The organism is Streptomyces sp. NPDC101166, from assembly GCF_044768125.1.
Classification (GTDB): Bacteria; Actinomycetota; Actinomycetes; order Streptomycetales; family Streptomycetaceae; genus Streptomyces.
Genome location: NZ_JBIWPF010000005.1, coordinates 239,882 through 258,978 on the forward strand (window position 1 = coordinate 239,882; position 19,097 = coordinate 258,978).

A 19,097-nucleotide genomic window follows, 5' to 3' on the forward strand; every position below is an offset into this window, starting at 1 on the left:
CTTTTCTTCATCGCTCCTGGTTCCCGATTCCCGATTCCCGTAGTTTCCCGTGGATCCGTGGATTTTTGGCGTCGCTCACATCTCGAACGACTCGTGGTGGATGCGGCGGGCGGGGACCCCGGCGCCGCGCAGTGCCTCGTACACGCCCTGGGCGAAGCCGTTCGGTCCGCACATGAAGACGTCGTGCTCCTCGATGTCCGGCAGCTTGCGCTGCAGGGACTCGGCCGAGATGTCGGGGCGCTCCCCGTCGGGGCTGTTCACCGCGTACATCAGCCGGGCCCCGCGCTCGTCGGCGATCTTCGACAGCTCGTCCCACAGGGCCAGGTCCTGTGTGCTGTTGGCCCGGTAGAGCAGCGTGATGTCACCGGCGCCGCCGGGCAGCGTCTCGAACAGCGCACGCATCGGCGTGATGCCGACGCCGCCGGCCACCAGCAGCACCTTGCCGCGGCTGCGGCGGGACGCCGTCATGGCGCCGTAGGGGCCCTCGGCCCACACCTTGGTACCGGGCGTGAGCTCGCGCAGGGCCTCGCTGTGGTCGCCGATCGCCTTGACCGTGATCCGCAGCAGGTCGGGGCGGGGCGGGGCCGACAGCGAGTACGGGTGGGAGCTGAAGCGCATCCCCGGCGCCATGAACCGCCAGCGGAAGAACTGACCGGCCTCCGCGCCCATCCGGTGCAGCTTGTTGCCCCCGATCAACACCGACACGATGCCGGGCGTCTCCTCGATGACCGCCTCGACGTACATGCGGTGGCGCAGGTTCAGCCGGAGCGGGGTGAGGATCCGGTACCAGACGACCAGCGCGGTGACCGAGCCGTACAGCGCGTACCAGACGGTCTTCGCGGTCGGCTCGACGGCGAAGTCGTTGCCGGTGGTGATCTGGTGCCAGAACGTCAGGAACACGGCGGCGTACGTCAGCAGATGGACGTGGTACCAGGTGTCGTACGGCATCATGCGGCGCACGGGGCCGATCGAGACGAGCCCGATCACCAGCAGCAGACCCGTGCCGATGGCGGCCTTGCCCATGTCGGGCAGCTGGTTCACCGAGTCGACCGTCTGCTGCACGATGTCGCCGAGCGACTTGCCGGCCTGGAGCGCGTACCCCCACATGATGAGGAAGACGTGCGCGAAGGTGAGGCAGAGCGTGTAGCGGCCGCTCATCGCGTGCCAGCGGGCGACCCGGTCCGAGCCGACCCGCCGCTCCAGAGCCGGCACACGTGCCATCTGGAGCACGACGAGAGCCATGAGGTACCCCGCCAGCAGGCCGGTGATCCGGCCCGCCTGGAGGATCTTTCCGTTGGTGTCCGCGATGGACGGTGTGTTGTTCCACCACAGCCACAGCACACCCGCGGCGCCCGCCCATACGGCGATCAACAGCGGGACGGCCGGGGAGCGGCGCGGACGGATGCGGCGCATCGTCTGGCGGCGGGCGGCACGGCCGCCGGCGATCGTCGTGGTCACGGTTCCTCCGTGGGTACTGACCCTTGGCCCTCAGATACGGACCGCGAGCACGCAGTGTTCATCCACTCGTCCACGACGGTGGCGACGGGGGTGACGGAGGCGACGGCAGGGGGAGGCCGGGGAGGTCGTCCAGGCTCGTGGCGATGTGTGCGGCTTCTACTCGATGTAGGCGCTGAGCGAGGCGTCGTCCTCGCGGGCGAACCGTCTGCCGTGCAGGTCTCGGTCCTCTTCGTACGTCATGTACGGCATCGCGTACCCGCAGCTGCCGCGCACGACCTCGGCGTGCACCACGACGATCGCGCGGGCCGTGCGGGTGGGGTCGATGTCCGGTAAGCGGGCGAGGAGTTCGCCGAAGCGGGCGTCGTCGCGGGAGACCGGCTCGCCGCGGCCGTGCACGCGCACGATGTTCGGCGGCCCTGGAATGCGCACCACATCAGGGTGATCCGGCCGTTCTCCCGCAGATGCGCGAGCGTCTCCGCCCCATGACCCATGGCTGTCCGGCGGCACCATTCTCGATGCCGGGAGTTCACATGACGGAAGCCGACGGAAGCCGCCCCCCGGCCGACGTCTCGGCGGGGGGCGGCTTCCGTCAGGTCATGTCACTTGTTGAGCGTGCAGGGCGCGAGGGCTTCCAGGCCCTGGGGCTTGGCGGCGGTGCGGCCGATCGCGGTGGCGATGCGGTTGACCGTCGAGACGCGCTTGTCCTTGAGCGGGCCGAGGATGGCGTTGTTGACGAAGTTGGGGCCGCCCTGGCCGACGGTGTCGACGAGGCGCTTGTTGGCCTCGGCGATCTGGGTGTTGAGCAGCGCCAGGTTGCGGTCGACCTCGGCCTTGGCGGTGGCGGGGATCGCGGGCAGCTGCGAGGCCACGTCCGGGCAGGTGATGGTGCCGGCGGCACCGGCGTTGCCGTTGCCGTTGCCGTTCCCGTTGTTCCCGGCGTTGCCGTTCCCGTTCCCGTTGTTGCCCGCGTTGCCGTTGCCGTTGTTGCCGGCGTTGCCCATCCCGTTGCCGTTGTTGCCCGCGTTGCCCTGGTTCCCCGCCGCGCCGCCGGCGTTCACGCCGCCCCCGTTCAGGGCGCAGGGCGCGAGGGCTTCCAGGCCCTGGGGCTTGGCGGCGGTGCGGCCGATCGCGGTGGCGATGCGGTTGACCGTCGAGACGCGCTTGTCCTTGAGCGGGCCGAGGATGGCGTTGTTGACGAAGTTGGGGCCGCCCTGGCCGACGGTGTCGACGAGGCGCTTGTTGGCCTCGGCGATCTGGGTGTTGAGCAGCGCCAGGTTGCGGTCGACCTCGGCCTTGGCGGTGGCGGGGATCGCGGGCAGCTGCGAGGCCACGTCCGGGCAGGAGATCGTGCCGACGGAAGCGAGCGTGTTGGCGTTCGCGGTGCTGTTCTTGGACGACTCCCCGGCGAGAGCGGAGTTCACGACCACGGCGCCGGTCAGCGCCAGCGCGGCGGCGCCGCCGATGACCGCCACACGACGCTTGTTGTACTTCGGAAGTGCCCTGGACATGCGGATGCCTCACTTGGGTTCACGAGGGTCAGGAGTGGTGGTGCAACGCGGCGCCGGCGTTCGGTCGGAAGTACGGGTAAGCGGTTGCCGATGTTCAAAGCGGCTTCAAGAAATTCTCAGATTCCTGTCCGGTGCCGGATCGGATTGACGAATCATGCAGGCTCCTGCATACTCATGCATGTCAGCGAATGCAGTGTGAGGAGAAACCCGTGACCGAGCGCGTCGTACTCGCCTACTCAGGCGGTCTGGACACCTCCGTCGCCATCGGCTGGATCGCCGAGGAGACGGGCGCCGAGGTCATCGCCGTTGCGGTCGACGTCGGCCAGGGCGGCGAGGACCTGGACGTCATCCGCAAGCGCGCCCTCGCCTGCGGCGCCGTCGAGGCCGAAGTCGCCGACGCCCGCGACGAGTTCGCCGACGAGTACTGCCTCCCGGCGATCAAGGCCAACGCCCTCTACATGGACCGCTACCCGCTGGTCTCCGCGCTCTCCCGGCCGACGATCGTCAAGCACCTCGTCGCCGCCGCGCACAAGCACGGGGCCACCACCGTCGCCCACGGCTGCACCGGCAAGGGCAACGACCAGGTCCGCTTCGAGGCCGGCATCGTCGCCCTCGCCCCCGACCTCAAGTGCATCGCCCCGGTCCGCGACTACGCCATGACCCGGGACAAGGCCATCGCCTTCTGCGAGGCGAAGAACCTTCCGATCGCGACCACCAAGAAGTCCCCGTACTCCATCGACCAGAACGTCTTCGGCCGCGCCGTCGAAACCGGTTTCCTCGAGGACATCTGGAACGCCCCGATCGAGGACATCTACGAGTACACGCAGAACCCGGCCACCCCGCGCGAGGCCGACGAGGTGGTCATCTCCTTCAAGCAGGGCGTCCCGGTCGCCATCGACGGCAAGCCCGTCACCGTCCTTCAGGCCATCCAGCAGCTCAACGAGCGCGCCGGCGCCCAGGGCATCGGCCGGATCGACATGGTCGAGGACCGCCTCGTCGGCATCAAGTCCCGCGAGGTGTACGAAGCCCCCGGCGCGATCGCCCTGATCACCGCGCACCAGGAGCTGGAGAACGTCACCGTCGAGCGTGAACTCGCCCGCTACAAGCGGCAGGTGGAGCAGCGCTGGGGCGAGCTGGTCTACGACGGCCAGTGGTTCTCGCCGCTCAAGCGCGCCCTGGAGGGCTTCATCGACGAGGCCAGCCAGCACGTCTCCGGCGACATCCGGATGACCTTGCACGGCGGCCGCGCGGTCGTCACCGGCCGGCGCTCCCAGTCGTCCCTGTACGACTTCAACCTCGCCACCTACGACACCGGCGACACCTTCGACCAGGCCGCGGCCAAGGGCTTCATCGACATCTACAGCCTGTCCTCGAAGATCGCCGCCAAGCGGGACCTCGCGTAACCCCTCCGCTTGCCTCGCACGCACTAGCCTGACGACCGCCTCCTCACTCACGTCGTGGGGAGGCGGCGGCACATCCGGAACCGGAACCTCCCAAGGAGCACAGCAAGTGAGCAGCAACAGCGGTGACGTACGGCTCTGGGGCGGCCGTTTCGCCGACGGCCCCGCCGAGGCCCTGGCCAAGCTGTCCGCGTCCGTCCACTTCGACTGGCGGCTCGCGCCCTACGACATCGCCGGCTCCCGCGCCCACGCGCGCGTGCTCCACAAGGCGGGCCTGCTCACCGACGACGAGCTGACCGGCATGCTCGCGGGCCTGGACCGGCTGGAGGCGGACGTGGCGTCCGGCGACTTCGTGGGCACCATCGCCGACGAGGACGTCCACACCGCACTCGAACGCGGCCTCCTGGAGCGCCTCGGCCCCGACCTCGGCGGCAAGCTGCGTGCCGGCCGCTCCCGCAACGACCAGGTCGCCACCCTCTTCCGCATGTACCTGCGCGACCACGCCCGCATCGTCGGCGGCCTGATCGCCGAGCTCCAGGACGCGCTGATCGGCCTCGCGGAGGCCCACCCGGACGTGGCGATGCCCGGCCGCACCCACCTCCAGCACGCCCAGCCGGTGCTCTTCGCCCACCATGTCCTCGCCCATGTGCAGTCCCTGTCCCGGGACGCCGAGCGGCTGCGCCAGTGGGACGCGCGCACGGCCGTCTCGCCGTACGGCTCCGGCGCGCTCGCCGGCTCCTCGCTGGGCCTCGACCCGGAGGCGGTCGCCCAGGACCTCGGCTTCGAGCACGGCAGCGCCGGCAACTCCATCGACGGCACGGCGTCCCGTGACTTCGTCGCCGAGTTCGCCTTCATCACCGCGATGATCGGCGTGAACCTCTCCCGGATCGCCGAGGAGATCATCATCTGGAACACGAAGGAGTTCTCCTTCGTGACGCTGCACGACGCGTTCTCCACGGGCTCGTCGATCATGCCGCAGAAGAAGAACCCGGACATCGCGGAGCTGGCGCGCGGCAAGAGCGGCCGTCTGATCGGCAACCTCACCGGTCTGCTGGCCACCCTGAAGGCGCTGCCCCTCGCCTACAACCGCGACCTTCAGGAGGACAAGGAGCCGGTCTTCGACTCCTGCGACCAGCTGGAGATCCTGCTGCCCGCCTTCACCGGCATGATCGCCACCCTCACCGTGCACCGCGAGCGCATGGAGGAGCTGGCCCCGGCGGGCTTCTCGCTGGCCACCGACATCGCCGAATGGCTGGTCAAGCAGGGCGTGCCGTTCCGCGTCGCGCACGAGGTCGCCGGCAGTTGTGTGAAGGTCGCCGAGGCCGAGGGCAAGGAACTGGACGAGCTCACGGACGCCCAGTTCGCCGAGATCTCCGCCCACCTCACCCCGGAGGTCCGCACGGTCCTCAACGTCCCCGGCGCCCTGGCCTCCCGCAACGGCCGGGGAGGCACGGCCCCGAGCGCGGTGGCGATCCAGCTGGCCGAGGTCAAGGCGGACGTGGCGGCCCAGCACGAGTGGGCGACGGCGAAGAAGTAGCGCTCGAAGCGGCGCGGCGACCGAGCTCTGAAGCGAAGGTCATCGCGGGTTACGTTGGTCACGAGCCGAATGCCGACCCACGGAGCCCGCGATGCCCTTCGCCCGCCTGGCCACAGCGACGACCCCCACCTGCCACATCGGCTTCGGCCTCGCCGCGGTCGGCCGCCCCGGCTACATCACCCTCGACCGCGCCCAGGCCCTCGGCGAGAACCGCAGTGTGGAAGCCCTGCGCACCCGCACCCACGAACTCCTCGACGCCGCCTACGCCCAGGGCGTCCGCTACTTCGACGTGGCCCGTTCCTACGGCCGCAGCGAGGAGTTCCTGGCGGACTGGCTGAAGCGGAACCCCGAGCTGGACGATGTGGTCGTCGGCAGCAAGTGGGGCTACACCTACACCGCCGGCTGGACCACTGACGCCGAGCAGCACGAGGTCAAGGACCACAGCGTCAGGACGTACGAACGTCAGCGCGCCGAGACGGCCGAACTGCTCGGCGACCGCCTCGACCTCTACCAGATCCACTCGGTGACCCCGGACAGCCCCGCCCTCGCGGACAAGGACCTGCACGCCGAGCTGGCCGAAGCCGCGGCCCAGGGCGTGACCATCGGCTTCTCCACCAGCGGCCCCGCCCAGGCGGACGCGATCCGCGCGGCCCTCGCCGTGACCGTCGACGGCGAGCCCCTCTTCCGTACCGTGCAGTCGACGTACAACGCCCTGGAGACCTCGGCCGGCCCGGCGCTCGCCGAGGCGCACGCCGCCGGGCTCACGGTGATCGTCAAGGAGGGCATGGCGAACGGCCGCCTCGCCGATCCGCACGCGCCGGACGCGCTCAAGGCGGTGGCGAAGGAGACCTCCCTCGGCTCCGACGCGGTCGCCCTCGCACTGGTGCTGCGGCAGCCCTGGGCCGGCGTCGTCCTCTCCGGCGCCGCGACCACCGCCCAGCTCGCCTCCAACCTGCACGCCGCCGCAGTGGACCTCGACGAGGACCAGCTGACCCGCCTCGCCGCCCTCGCGGAGGAGCCGCAGGCCTACTGGGAGCGACGCGGCCGACTGCCCTGGCACTGATCGACAGCGGCACGCCGAAGCTTCTGATCGACCCCCGCTTGATACCTGCAAGCCCCAGATGAGACAATGATGTCTCATCTGGGTTATAGTCGTCTCATGGCTGTCGATCGTGACCACGTACTGCGCAGCGCCGCCGCGCTGCTGACCCGCAAGTCCACCGCGACCATGGACGAGGTCGCCAAGGCCGCCGGGATCAGCCGGGCCACCCTGCACCGGCACTTCGCCGGGCGGGACGCTCTCGTGCGGGCGCTGGAGGCGCTGGGCATCGCCGAATGCGAGGCCGCCCTCGACGCGGCGCGCCTCGACGACGGGCCGGCGGGCGACGCCGTACGGCGACTCGTGCGCGAACTCGAACCGGCCGCCGGACTGCTCGCCTTCCTCTACACCGAGAACCAGCTCTACGAGGGCGAGGAGCAGAACGAGGGGTGGGCCAGAATCGACGCCCGCATCTCGGCGCTCTTCCGGCGCGGACAGCACGACGGCGAGTTCCGCATCGACCTCACCCCGGCATGGCTCACCGAGGCCCTGTTCGGGCTGCTCGCCTCCGGCGCCTGGGTCGTGCTCTGCGGCAAGGTCGCCCCCAAGGACTTCCACCACATGATCGTCGAGCTGCTGCTCGGCGGCGCGCTACGGAGAGAGGAATCATGACCAGCACCCTGCAGCCGGTGACCACGCCCGAGGCGGTGAAGCGCCCGGGCCGTTGGCTCGCGCTGTCCGTCCTCGTGCTCGCCGTGCTGCTGGTGGCCGTCGACGCGACCGTCCTCGGTCTCGCGACCCCCTACATCAGCGAGGACCTCGCGCCCTCGGGCACCCAGCTGCTGTGGATCGGCGACGTCTACTCCTTCGTCATCGCCGGCCTGCTCGTCTCCATGGGCAGCCTCGGCGACCGCGTCGGCCGCAAGCGCATCCTGCTCGGCGGGGCCACCGCCTTCGGCGCGATATCCGTCCTGAACGCCTACGCGACGACGCCCGAGACGATGATCGCGGCCCGCGCCCTGCTCGGCGTCGCCGGCGCGACCCTGATGCCGGCCACGCTCGCTCTGATCCGCAACATCTTCCACGACCCCCGCGAGCGCAGCCTCGCCATCGGCATCTGGGGTGCGACGGCCTCCGCCGGCACCGCGGTCGGCCCGATCGCCGGCGGCTTCCTGCTCGAACACTTCTGGTGGGGCTCGGTCTTCCTGATCAACCTGCCCGTCATGACGGTCCTCGTCGTGGTCGGCGTCCGGACCCTGCCGGAGTCCCGCAACCCGAACCCGGGCCCCTGGGACCTGCCCAGTGTGGCGCTGTCCCTCGTCGGCATGATCGGCATCGTCTACGCCGTCAAGGAGGCCGCCTCCCACGGCCCGGCCTGGCCCACGCTGGCCGTCGGCCTGCTGGGCGCCGCCGCGCTGTACGGCTTCGTACACCGCCAGCTGACCCTGCCGACCCCGTTGCTGGACATGCGCCTGTTCGGCAGCCGCGGCTTCAGCGGCGCGGTCCTGGCCGACCTGCTGACCGTCCTGGGGATGTCCGGCCTGGTCTTCTTTCTCTCCCAGTATCTGCAACTCGTCCAGGGCAGGGGGCCGTTGGAGGCTGGCCTGGCGGAACTGCCTGCAGCCATCGGGGCGGTGACGGCCGGCCTGCTCGCGGGGCGCGCGGCCCGCCGCTTCTCCGTCCGGACGGTGGTCTCCGGCGGCCTCGCGGCGATCGGCCTCGCCCTGGCCGCCCTGACCGTCGTCGACCGGTCCACCGGCTACCCCCTGCTGGGAGCGGCCCTCCTCGTGGTCGGCGTCGGCGCCGGCCTCTCCTTCACCGTCACCTCCGACGTGATCCTCTCCTCCGTCCCCAGAGAACAGGCGGGAGCGGCATCGGCCGTCTCGGAGACGGCGTACGAACTGGGCGCGGCCCTGGGCATCGCGGCACTCGGCTCGATCGTGACCGGCGTCTACCGAGACTTCCCCGCCCCATCGGGCACACCCGAGGGCGCCCACGAATCCCTGGGCGGCGCGGTGCAAGCAGCAAGCCGAATGCCGACGGCGCAGGCGGAAACGATGCTGAACTCAGCGAGGGAGGCGTTCGTCGACGGCCTGAGCGTCGCCTCCGGCGTGGGCGCAGCGGTACTGCTGGCGACAGCAGCGACGGCATGGGTCCTGCTGAGGGAACAGCACCTGGAAACCACCGGGTGAGCGCCACAACCAAGCGGCCGCGGGACTGTACCGACGTACGGCTCCGCCGCGAGGGCGTGCCCAGCGTGTGAGGCATCGGCGCCTGCTGCCGCCGGAAGAGTTACGCAACCAAGGGGCGCGGGACTGTACCGACGTACGGCCCCGCCGCGGGGGCGCGCCCAGCGCATGGGGGATCGGTGCCTGGCTGACGCCGGGTGAGCGACGCAACCAAGGGGCGCGGGGCTGTACCGACGTGCGGCTCCGCCGCGGGGGCGCGCCCAGCGCATGGGGGATCGGTGCCTGGCTGACGCCGGGTAAGCGACGCAACCAAGGGGCGCGGGGAACTGCGCGACCAGCCACCCCGGACTCGCACCCGAACTCGCACCCGGACTCGCACCAGGACCCGCACCCGCACCGAACCCGCACCGCACCCGGCCCAACCGCCGGAGGCCTACGCCGCTTTGGCCTTCGTTGCGTACATGTCCACATACTCCTGCCCCGACAACCGCATCACCTCAGCCATCACGGAGTCCGTCACCGCCCGCAGCACATAGCGGTCGCGGTCCATCCCCTCGTAGCGGGAGAACTCCAGCGCCTCGCCGAAGCGGACGGTGACCCGGCTCGGCCGGGGCATCCCGGAGCCGCCCGGCTGGATCTTGTCGGTGCCGATCATCGCGAACGGCACCACCGGCGCGCCGGTCATCAGGGTGAGCCGGGCGATGCCCGTACGCCCCCGGTACAGCCGGCCGTCGGGCGAGCGCGTCCCCTCGGGGTAGATCCCGAAGACCCGGCCCTCCTCCAGGATCCGCCGCCCGGTCATCAGCGCGGCGACCCCGCCCTTGCCGCCGTCGCGGTCGACGGGGATCATGCCGACGCCGGTGAAGAACCAGGCCATCAGCCGGCCCTTGAAGCCCTTGCCGGTGACGTACTCGTCCTTGCCGATGAAGAAGACCTGCCGGTCGCACACCAGCGGGAGGATCATCGAGTCGATGAAGGTGAGGTGATTCCCGGCCAGGATCACCGGTCCCTCCCCCGGGATGTGCTCCACGCCTTCCACCCGGGGGCGGAACATCAGGCGGATGATCGGTCCGAGCACTGCCTTGATGAGCGCGAAGCGGGACAACGAACCCTCCGGTGTCAAGGGAAACGGTATGTGTATGTGCAGGTGAGGACGATACTCGCGGCTGCCCCGGGTCTGCACACCGGGTTCACCGACGCCTTACGCACTGTTGACGCAGGTTTACCTCCAGCGGCCCAACAGTCGCGGCCCGTCACCGACCCGTCACACGGACGGTACCGCCCGGCTACCCGGGCCCGTGACACCGAATCCGATGCGGCGTCATGTTCCGTCGAATACACGCCATCCGCGCTCACCCACCCGTTCGCACCAGGGTCTCCCACCGGTCACATCCGGGCCCCTACGATCGGCGCGCACCGGACGATCCGACGGCAGGAGGACCCACATGGGCGGGCACGAGTCGCAGCGGGCGCAGGACGAACGTGAGCCGGAGCGGCGGCCGGGCGGCACCGGGCGGCGTGTGTTCCTCGGCGCGGCGGCCGCCTTGGGCGCCGGCGGGGCGACCCTCGGCCTGGGCGGCACGGCGAGAGCGGCCGACGCCCGGCACGGCGGCGGCCGGGGCGACGGCGGCAAGGGCCTGAAGAGCCTCCCCGTGCCCACGATCATCGGTCACCGCGGCGCCAGCGGCTACCGCCCCGAGCACACCTTCGGCTCCTACGAACTCGCCCTCGACCTGGGCGCCGACATCGTCGAGGCCGGCGACCTGGTCCCCACCAAGGACGGTCACCTCGTCTGTCGTCACGAGCCGGAGATCGGCGGGACGACCGACGTCGCCGACCATCCCGAGTTCGCCGTCCGCAAGACGACCAAGACCCTCGACGGCGTCCCCACCACCGGCTGGTTCACCGAGGACTTCACCCTGGCCGAGCTGAAGACCCTGCGGGCCGTCGAGCGCGTCCCGGCCAACCGCCCGCACAACACCCTGTACAACGGGCGCTGGCAGATCCCCACCTTCGAGGAAGTCCTGAAGTGGCAGGACCGGCAGACCCGTGAGCGAGGCAAGCAGGTCTGGATCTATCCCGAGATCAAACACCCCACCTACTTCCGGGCGCTCGGTCTGGGCCTGGAGGAACGGGTCGCCGCGCTGCTGCGCCGGCACGGGAAGGACGGCAAGAACGCCCCGGTCGTGATCCAGTCCTTCGAGCCGACCAGCGTCCAGCGCCTGAACAAGCTGGTCGACAACCCCCTGGTGGTGCTGCTCTCCGGCGCCGCCACCCGGCCCTGGGACTTCGTCGCGACCGGCGACCCGCGCACCGTCGCCGACCTGGTCACCCGCAAGGGACTCCGCGAGATCGCCGGCTACGCCCAGGGCATCGGCCCCACCCTCGACCTCGTCATCCCCAAGGACGCGGCCGGCAAGCTGACCACCCCCACCACCCTGGTGCGGGACGCCCACGCAGTCGGCCTGATCCTGCACCCGTACACCATGCGCAACGAGAACCCCTTCCTGCCCGCGGACTTCCGCAAGGGCGCCGCCCCGGACGGCTACGGAGACGTCTTCGGCGCCTACCGGACCTACTTCGCGACCGGCATCGACGGCGTGTTCACCGACCAGCCCGACACCGGCCTGCTGGCCCGCGAGGATCACGCCGATCGCTGAGCGGCCGTCCGGCCGACACGGAGGACCCGCATACCGGAAGATCGCGGGGGAGTTGGGTATCTCACAGGGAAGTCTCGGACCGTAACGTTCCAGATGTCCATGATGTCTGCGACGTCTCCTGACGCTGGTGGTTGCGGCTCGCGAAGTGCGGGGATAGGAGTGAAGGACCACAGGCGATCAGGTGAGCGGGAGGCGTGCGCACATGGGCATGAGCGTGACCATCTCGGTGGCGACCGAGCAGGATGCCGAGCAGATCTTCAGGCTGCAGTACCTGTGCTTCCAGAGAGAGGCGGCGCTGTACGGCAACTACCGCATCGCCCCTCTCGTCCAGTCCCTCGACTCGGTGCGCGAGGAGCTGGCCACCGACTGCGTCTTCGTGGCCCGGCTGGGCGACGAGGTCGTCGGCTCGGTCCAGGGCTCCATCACGGAGGACGGGGCCGCCGCCATCGGCAAGCTCTGCGTGCACCCCCGCCTCCAGGGCCACGGCATCGGGGCGCGGCTGCTCCGCGCGGCCGAGGCCGCCCTCGCCGAGGAGCGCGGCGCCAAGAGGTTCCGCCTCCACACCGGCCACCGCAGCGAGGGCAACCTCCGCCTCTACCGCCGGGTCGGCTACGAGACCGTGGGCACCTCCCAGGGCACGGACGGCGTCCCGATGATCGTCCTGGAGAAGGCGGCGGGAGCCTACGCGGCTACGGCGTGACCGTGCGGGACCGGCGCAGCCAGTACAGCGCCGTCAGCGGCAGCAGCACGGGAATGAACACATAGCCCATCCCGTAGTCCGACCACACGGTCGCGTCCGGGAAGGCGGACGGCTCGATCAGCGTCCAGGTGCCGACGATCAGCACGCCCGCGAGTTCGGCGGCGCAGCACACCTGTGCCGCCCTGCGCGCCGTCTCGCCTCCCCGCACCAGCGAGTACGTGATGAACCCGTAGACCACGCCCGCCACCGCCGACAGCGAGTAGGCGAGCGGCGCCCGGTCGAACTCCGTGGCGATCTGGTACGCCGAGCGCGACACCGCACCGACCACCATCACGCCGTAGAACCACACCAGCACCAGGCCCGGCCCGCCGATCAGGCGTTGCGGCCTTTCCTGCGCGGCCGTCATCTCAGCCTCCCCAGATGTCGTAGAGCCGCACCTCGAGGACGGCGAGGACGACCGCCGCCGCCGCGACGGTCACCGATCCCCACCGTGTCCGCTCGGCCAGCGACATGAACCCCGCCGCCGGCAGGCACGCGAGCGCCCCCAGCAGATACGCCACGAAGATCGTCGTGCCCTGGGCCGGCTTCTCGCCCCGCGCCAGCTGCACGATCCCGATCACCAGCTGGGCCAGTGCCAGCACCGAGACCACGGCCATCCCGATGAAATGCCAGTCCTTGGTGGGCTGGTCGCGGTAGGCCGCCCAGCCGCACCACGCGGCGAGCAGCAGCGCGGCGACACCGGTCGCCAGCGTCAGGGCATCAAGCATGCAGCGACCTTATTACGCCCCTGACGGGCCCCTCGCGCCCGGGCCCGCGAGGCCTCGCGAGGGCCTTCGGTGACGCCTGGCGGGAGATTCTGTGAGGGTCCGCGGGCCGCGTCGGCCCCCGTGGCCTTGGTCACCACCGTTCCTGCGGCGGACTGCGGCCGTACAAGTGGCGCGTGGAGCCGGGCCGGACCGTCCGCGCTGGTCGGCGATGGGGGAGCGGGCCGGGCGCGAGGATGCCCGGGCGCCCCGGAGGGGTGTCCACGGCTGTCCAGCATGCGGACATTCGAGGCCTGTCAGGACCGTACGTCTGGTTTACTGATCGCATGACCACGACGAGCGACCGCACCCCTGCGACCGAGGCGACCATGACGCCCGGTGCTCGTTGTATGTGTCGAATGTGCGCCTTCTAGAGGGCCCCCGCACCACCCTGAGCTCGCGCCCCGAAGCGAGACGCGGTGGCACGTGCGTACGCAGTGAGCCGATGAGCCGTACGTGACGCACAGCCGCCCCGCGCACATGTTCTCCCCGATCCAGCGTCACAGCGAGAACCGTGTCGCGTCCTTGAACGAACGCATCCGTGCCCGGGCACACCCACGCCCGCGCACTCGACAGTGACGGAAACCCACGTGATCACCACCACGGGCCTCACCAAGGTCTACCGCGCGAGCGGCCGTGAGGTCACCGCCCTCGACGGCGTCGACCTGCACGTCCGCGAAGGCGAGGTGTACGGCGTCATCGGCCAGTCCGGCGCCGGCAAGTCCTCGCTGATCCGCTGCATCAACCTCCTGGAACGCCCCACCTCCGGCACGGTCACCGTGGCCGGCCAGGACCTCACCGCCCTCGCCGGCCGCGGCCCGCGCGCGGGCCGTGAGCTGCGCCGCGCCCGCAGCCGTATCGGCATGGTCTTCCAGCACTTCAACCTGCTGTCCTCGCGGACCGTGCAGGACAACGTCGAGCTGCCGCTGGAGATCCTCGGCACCACCGGGAAGGAACGTTCCCGCAAGGCGCTGGAGCTGCTCGACCTCGTCGGTCTCGCCGACAAGGCGAAGGCCTACCCCGCCCAGCTCTCCGGCGGCCAGAAGCAGCGCGTGGGCATCGCCCGCGCTCTCGCCGGCGACCCCAAGGTGCTGCTCTCCGACGAGGCCACCAGCGCCCTCGACCCGGAGACCACCCGCTCCATCCTCCAGCTGCTGCGCGACCTGAACCGCCAGCTGGGCCTGACCGTCCTGCTCATCACCCACGAGATGGACGTCGTCAAGTCGATCTGCGACTCCGCCGCCCTCATGGAACAGGGCCGCGTCGTCGAGTCCGGCACGGTCAGCGAACTGCTCGCCACCCCCGGCTCCGAACTCGCCGCCGCGCTCTTCCCGGTGAGCGGCGAGTCCGACGGCGACGGCCGCACCGTCGTCGACGTCACCTTCCACGGCGAGGCCGCCACCCAGCCGGTCATCTCCCAGCTCTCGCGCACCTACAACATCGACATCTCGATCCTCGGCGCGGCCGTCGACACCGTCGGCGGTCTCCAGGTCGGCCGGATGCGCATCGAACTGCCCGGCCGCTACGAGGACAACGTCGTGCCGATCGGCTTCCTGCGCGAACAGGGCCTGCAGATAGACGTGCTGGGCGCTTCCGCGGAGGAGTCCCTGCTGGTGAAGGGCGGTGCCAAGTGAGCTGGGCGGAACTCTCCGAGCGATGGCCCCTGTTGGAGCAGGCGTGTGGTGACACCCTCTACATGGTGGGCTGGTCCACCCTCATCGCGGTCGTCGGCGGCCTCCCGCTCGGCGTCCTGCTGGTCCTCACCGACCGGGGCGGCCTGCTCCAGAACGTCGTCGCCAACAAGGTGATCGGGCAGGTCGTGAACGTCGCCCGCTCGATGCCGTTCATCATCCTGATGGTCGCGCTGATGGGCTTCACCCGGTCCGTCACCGGGACGACCATCGGCCGCGAGGCCGCCATCGTGCCCCTCGCCGTCGGCGCCATCCCGTTCTTCGCCCGGCTCGTCGAGACGGCTGTCCGCGAAGTGGACGGCGGACTCGTCGAGGCCGTGCAGTCCATGGGCGGCAACACCTGGACCATCGTGCGCAAGGTGCTCGTGCCCGAGTCCCTGCCCTCGCTGATCGCCGGCACCACCACCACGATCGTCGCCCTCATCGGCTACTCCGCGATGGCCGGCACCGTCGGCGCCGGCGGCCTCGGCGACATCGCCATCCGCTACGGCTACCAGCGCTTCGAGACCGACCTGATGTGGATCACCGTCGCGATCCTCGCCGTCGTCATCTCGCTCATCCAGTTCGCCGGCGACTTCGCGGCCCGCTCACTGCACCGGCGTGGCGGCCGTTCAGGCCCCGCCCCGAAGCTCCGCCTGCTGAAGGCCGAGGAGCCGGCCACGGCCGACGTCGGCAAGGTCGCCTGAGCGCCCCGACCGACGTCGGCAAGGTCGCCTGAGCGCCGCATCCCCCACCCCCTCACCGCTCACAGATTTCCCCGTACCACCCACCACGGGGTCGCACCACCATCAGGAAAGGCACTTTTCGTGCGTAACACCGCCAAGTTCACCACCGCCGCCCTCGTCACCGGAGCCCTCACCCTCGGGCTTTCCGCCTGTGGCTCCGGCAACGCCGCCAACGACACCAGCGGCCCGCTGATCGTCGCCGCGAGCCCGGTCCCGCACGGCGAGATCCTCACCTACGTCAAGGACCACCTCGCGAAGAAGGCGGGCCTCGACCTGGAGGTCAAGGAGTTCAGCGACTACACCACGCAGAATCCCGCGACCGCGGACGGTTCGGTGGACGCCAACTACTTCCAGAACAAGCCGTACCTCGACGACTTCAACGAGAAGAACGGCACCGACATCGTGCCCGTCGTCACGGTCCACCTGGAGCCGCTCGGCCTCTACTCCGACAAGGCCAAGAGCCTCGGCGCCCTCAAGAGCGGGGCCACCGTCGCCGTCCCCAACGACACCGTCAACGAGGCCCGAGCGCTGAAGCTGCTCGCCGCGAACGGCCTGATCACCCTCAAGGACGGCGCCGGCAACTCGGCCACCCCCGCCGACATCGCCAAGAACCCCAAGAACCTCAAGTTCAAGGAGCTGGAGGCGGCCCAGACCCCGCGCTCCCTGAACGACGTGGACGCCGCCGTAGTCAACGGCAACTACGCCCTCTCCGCCGGCCTCAAGCCCGCCGAGCAGGCCCTCGCCCTGGAGAAGGCCGAGAACAACCCGTACGGCAACTTCCTCGCCGTGAAGAAGGGCAACGAGGACGACCCGCGCGTGAAGAAGCTCGCGAAGCTCCTCACCTCCCCCGAGGTCAAGAAGTTCATCGCGGACAAGTACGCCGGCTCCGTCGTCGCCTCCTTCTGAGCCGACGCCCCCCCGGGGAGGGCAGCCGACACCCCGGGAAGGCCGCCGTCGGCCTCGCACACGCCTTCGGGGTCCGCACCCTTCGCCCGGTGCGGACCCCGTGGTGCGACAGGGTGCTTTCATGCTGCATGCTGGGCAGTTCAGCGGGTCTGACGGTCAGGCAGGTCGGACCCCTACGGTCTCGAAGGTTACGGAGCGACCCATGACGAGCACCTTCCCCGCCATCTCCATCAGCACGGAGCGGTTGGTGCTGCGCCCCCTCGACGAGGACGACGTGCCGTCCATGGCCGCGATGATGAACGACGAGCAGATCGTCGCCTGGACCGACGTCCCCCAGCCCTTCACCGAGACCGCGGCCCGCACCTGGATCACCCGGTACGCCCCCGCCGAGCGCACCGCCGGCCGCGGCCTCGACCTCGCCGTCACCGAGTTCCTCACCCAGCGGCTCGTCGGCGTCATCCAGCTCACCAAGACCAACTGGCACGTGCGGGCCACCGAGCTGTCGTACATCGTCGCCCCGTGGGCCCGCGGCGAGGGCTACGCCTCCGAGGCCTCGCTGGCCACCGCCCAATGGCTGTTCACCGACCAGAGGTTCGAGCGCATAGAGCTGCGCACGGCCGCCGACAACACGGCCTCCCAGCAGGTCGCCCAGAAGATCGGCTGTATCAGCGAAGGCGTCCTGCGCAACGCCTGTATAGCCCGGGCCCGCACCGAGGAGGGCTCCTGGACCGAGGTGCGCACCGACTTCATCGTGTGGAGCCTGCTCCCGGAGGACCTCGAAGGCTCGGGGGAGCAGTTCGCGGAGAGCGGCGGCTTCACCTCGTACACCGACTGGAACTGATCCCCCCCGACCGGGGCCGGCGTCCCGCTGCGACGGGACCGATCACACCGCCTCGGCCGGAACCGGTCCTCGTCTTCGGCCGGAACTGATCCACCCTGATCACGGGCCCGCCGCCGCCCCGCCCGGCCCCGCGCGACCAGGTACCCTCACGGGACCGCCGCCTGCGCAAACCCCGGGAGACTGAGGACGATGGCCGACCGCGTCACGGTGATCGGCTGGGACGGTTCGCCGCTGACCGCCGCGGCCCGCTCCGCCCTGGGCGCCGCCACACTGGTGGCGGGCGCCGCGCACCATCTGGCGCTGCCGGAAGTGCCTCCCGCCGCCGAGCGTCTGCGCCTCGGCAGCGTCGCCCTCGCCGCCCGCCGCATCGCCGGCCACCGCGGCACCGCGGTCGTCATCGCCGACGGCGACCCCGGCTTCTTCGGCGTCGTGCGCACCCTGCGCGCACCCGAGTTCGGCCTGGAGGTCGAGGTCGTCCCCGCCGTCTCCTCCGTCGCCGCCGCCTTCGCCCGCGCCGGCATGCCCTGGGACGACGCCCAAGTGGTCGTCGCACACCGGCGCACCCTGCGACGCGCGGTGAATGTATGCCGCGCCCACACCAAAGTCGCCGTACTCACCTCACCCGGCGCCGGCCCCGCCGAACTGGGCCTGCTGATGGAGGGCGTCCACCGCACCTTCGTCGTCTGCGAGGAACTCGGCACCGACCGCGAGCACATCAGCGTCGTCACCTCCGACAAGGCCGCCGACCACACCTGGCGTGACCCCAACGTCGTCATCGTCATCGGGGGGACCGCGGCGCCCCAGGCCGACAGCGGCTGGATCACCGGCCGCGCCCCCGACGCGGGCCCGCGCGGCTGGGCGCTGCCCGCAGAGGCGTACGGCGGGCACGGGGAACCCGGGAAACTCGGGGAACTCGGCGAAGGGGAGACGGAACTCCTGCGCACCGCCCAACTGTCCCGGCTCGGCCCGCGCGTGGGCGACCTCGTCTGGGACATCGGCTGCGGCAGCGGGGCCTTCGCCACCGAGGCCGCGCGGGCCGGCGCGGCCGTGATCGCCGTGGACCGGACGCTTCAGGCGTGCGTCCGCACCGACGCCACCGCCCGCCGCTTCGGCGTTCAGCTACAGATCGTCCGCGGCGCCGCCCCGCACATCCTGGAGAACCTGCCCGAGCCGGACGTCGTCCGCGTCGGCGGCGGGGGAGCGGCCGTCGTCTCCGCGGTCGCCGACCGCCGCCCCCAACGCATCGTCACCCACGCCATGACCCGCGACGCCGCCGAACTCATCGGCCGGGACCTCACCGAACACGGCTACCGCGTCGAGTGCGCCCTCCTCCAGTCCGTCGAACTCGACACCCGGGCCTGGACGGAGACGGAACGGAGCGTCGCGTTCCTGCTCAGCGGGGTATGGCCCGAGCGTCCCGCGTAGACCGTTTTGCCCTCCCGGTGATCCGGTTGTCGTACCGCGCGCGGTAGGCTGGCCGATCGTCGTACCGCATCCGGTCGCCCGGCCTTTCGTCGGTCAATGTCCGGAAAACCCATCCGTTTTGGGGCGGGTGTGGTACGTCGAAACCCGTGGGCGCGCAACGTGGCGCAGTCCACAGCGGAGCGTCTCGGATCAAGCTGTCGCGAGGCGACGACGAC

General features: G+C 70.6%; 17 protein-coding genes and 1 pseudogene. 12 read left to right on the plus strand and 6 right to left on the minus strand.

Going from position 1 to position 19,097, the window contains the following annotated elements:
* Positions 1–75: 75 nt before the first annotated feature.
* The 3 genes and pseudogenes from ACIRS4_RS11995 to ACIRS4_RS12005 form a co-directional block, all read right to left on the minus strand.
* A complete protein-coding gene (locus ACIRS4_RS11995; RefSeq protein ID WP_404193632.1) occupies positions 76–1,458 on the minus strand; it encodes a ferric reductase-like transmembrane domain-containing protein in 1,383 nt (460 codons plus the stop codon).
* Between the two features lie 58 nt (positions 1,459–1,516).
* A pseudogene (locus tag ACIRS4_RS12000) lies at positions 1,517–1,946 on the minus strand (pyridoxamine 5'-phosphate oxidase family protein); the annotation flags it as partial.
* A 111-nt stretch (positions 1,947–2,057) separates the two neighbouring features.
* On the minus strand, positions 2,058–2,966 hold the full coding sequence (locus tag ACIRS4_RS12005) for a hypothetical protein (RefSeq protein ID WP_404193635.1): 909 nt from the start codon (positions 2,964–2,966) through the stop codon (positions 2,058–2,060).
* 209 nt (positions 2,967–3,175) lie between these two features.
* Between ACIRS4_RS12005 and ACIRS4_RS12010 the strand changes: the two genes are divergently transcribed.
* From ACIRS4_RS12010 to ACIRS4_RS12030, 5 genes are all read left to right on the plus strand, one after another.
* Positions 3,176–4,369 (plus strand): argininosuccinate synthase, encoded by a 1,194-nt coding sequence (locus ACIRS4_RS12010; protein ID WP_404193637.1) that lies wholly within the window; start codon positions 3,176–3,178, stop codon positions 4,367–4,369.
* Positions 4,370–4,475: 106 nt separating this feature from the next.
* Positions 4,476–5,903 carry an argininosuccinate lyase gene (argH, locus tag ACIRS4_RS12015; RefSeq protein WP_404193640.1) on the plus strand — a complete coding sequence of 476 codons (1,428 nt, stop codon included), beginning with the start codon at positions 4,476–4,478 and terminating at the stop codon, positions 5,901–5,903.
* 91 nt (positions 5,904–5,994) lie between these two features.
* A complete protein-coding gene (locus ACIRS4_RS12020; protein ID WP_404193643.1) occupies positions 5,995–6,966 on the plus strand; it encodes an aldo/keto reductase in 972 nt (323 codons plus the stop codon).
* Between the two features lie 96 nt (positions 6,967–7,062).
* Positions 7,063–7,614, plus strand: a complete 552-nt coding sequence (locus ACIRS4_RS12025; protein WP_404193645.1) for a TetR/AcrR family transcriptional regulator — start codon at positions 7,063–7,065, stop codon at positions 7,612–7,614.
* Positions 7,611–9,134 carry an MFS transporter gene (locus tag ACIRS4_RS12030; protein ID WP_404193648.1) on the plus strand — a complete coding sequence of 508 codons (1,524 nt, stop codon included), beginning with the start codon at positions 7,611–7,613 and terminating at the stop codon, positions 9,132–9,134. The genes ACIRS4_RS12025 and ACIRS4_RS12030 overlap by 4 nt, the downstream gene beginning before the upstream one ends.
* 430 nt (positions 9,135–9,564) lie before the next feature.
* Here the strand turns inward: ACIRS4_RS12030 and ACIRS4_RS12035 are convergent, their stop codons facing one another.
* Entirely contained in the window at positions 9,565–10,236 is a 672-nt protein-coding gene (locus ACIRS4_RS12035) for a lysophospholipid acyltransferase family protein (protein ID WP_404193650.1), read from the minus strand.
* Between the two features lie 340 nt (positions 10,237–10,576).
* Between ACIRS4_RS12035 and ACIRS4_RS12040 the strand changes: the two genes are divergently transcribed.
* Together ACIRS4_RS12040 and ACIRS4_RS12045 are read left to right on the plus strand one after the other, a co-directional pair.
* Positions 10,577–11,791, plus strand: a complete 1,215-nt coding sequence (locus ACIRS4_RS12040) for a glycerophosphodiester phosphodiesterase (protein WP_404193653.1) — start codon at positions 10,577–10,579, stop codon at positions 11,789–11,791.
* A gap of 202 nt (positions 11,792–11,993) precedes the next feature.
* The gene (locus ACIRS4_RS12045; RefSeq protein ID WP_404193656.1) at positions 11,994–12,491 is read left to right on the plus strand and encodes a GNAT family N-acetyltransferase; all 498 of its coding nucleotides are present in this window, start codon (positions 11,994–11,996) and stop codon (positions 12,489–12,491) included.
* On the opposite strand, the gene ACIRS4_RS12050 is transcribed toward ACIRS4_RS12045, so the two are convergent.
* Together ACIRS4_RS12050 and ACIRS4_RS12055 are read right to left on the minus strand one after the other, a co-directional pair.
* The gene (locus ACIRS4_RS12050) at positions 12,481–12,897 is read right to left on the minus strand and encodes a hypothetical protein (protein WP_404193659.1); all 417 of its coding nucleotides are present in this window, start codon (positions 12,895–12,897) and stop codon (positions 12,481–12,483) included. The genes ACIRS4_RS12045 and ACIRS4_RS12050 overlap by 11 nt on opposite strands.
* 1 nt (position 12,898) lies before the next feature.
* Complete coding sequence (locus ACIRS4_RS12055) at positions 12,899–13,258, minus strand: hypothetical protein (RefSeq protein WP_352250717.1); 360 nt, start codon at positions 13,256–13,258, stop codon at positions 12,899–12,901.
* 626 nt (positions 13,259–13,884) lie between these two features.
* Here ACIRS4_RS12055 and ACIRS4_RS12060 point away from each other — a divergent pair.
* The 5 genes from ACIRS4_RS12060 to cbiE all read left to right on the plus strand — a co-directional run bounded on the left by ACIRS4_RS12060 (position 13,885) and on the right by cbiE (position 18,882).
* Positions 13,885–14,928 (plus strand): methionine ABC transporter ATP-binding protein, encoded by a 1,044-nt coding sequence (locus tag ACIRS4_RS12060; RefSeq protein ID WP_404193662.1) that lies wholly within the window; start codon positions 13,885–13,887, stop codon positions 14,926–14,928.
* 62 nt (positions 14,929–14,990) lie between these two features.
* Positions 14,991–15,671 (plus strand): methionine ABC transporter permease, encoded by a 681-nt coding sequence (locus tag ACIRS4_RS12065; protein ID WP_404194032.1) that lies wholly within the window; start codon positions 14,991–14,993, stop codon positions 15,669–15,671.
* Between the two features lie 120 nt (positions 15,672–15,791).
* A complete protein-coding gene (locus tag ACIRS4_RS12070; RefSeq protein ID WP_404193665.1) occupies positions 15,792–16,616 on the plus strand; it encodes a MetQ/NlpA family ABC transporter substrate-binding protein in 825 nt (274 codons plus the stop codon).
* A 202-nt stretch (positions 16,617–16,818) separates the two neighbouring features.
* A complete protein-coding gene (locus tag ACIRS4_RS12075) occupies positions 16,819–17,457 on the plus strand; it encodes a GNAT family N-acetyltransferase (protein ID WP_404193667.1) in 639 nt (212 codons plus the stop codon).
* Positions 17,458–17,646: 189 nt separating this feature from the next.
* Positions 17,647–18,882, plus strand: a complete 1,236-nt coding sequence (gene cbiE, locus ACIRS4_RS12080) for a precorrin-6y C5,15-methyltransferase (decarboxylating) subunit CbiE (protein WP_404193670.1) — start codon at positions 17,647–17,649, stop codon at positions 18,880–18,882.
* The last annotated feature ends 215 nt before the right edge of the window (positions 18,883–19,097 follow it).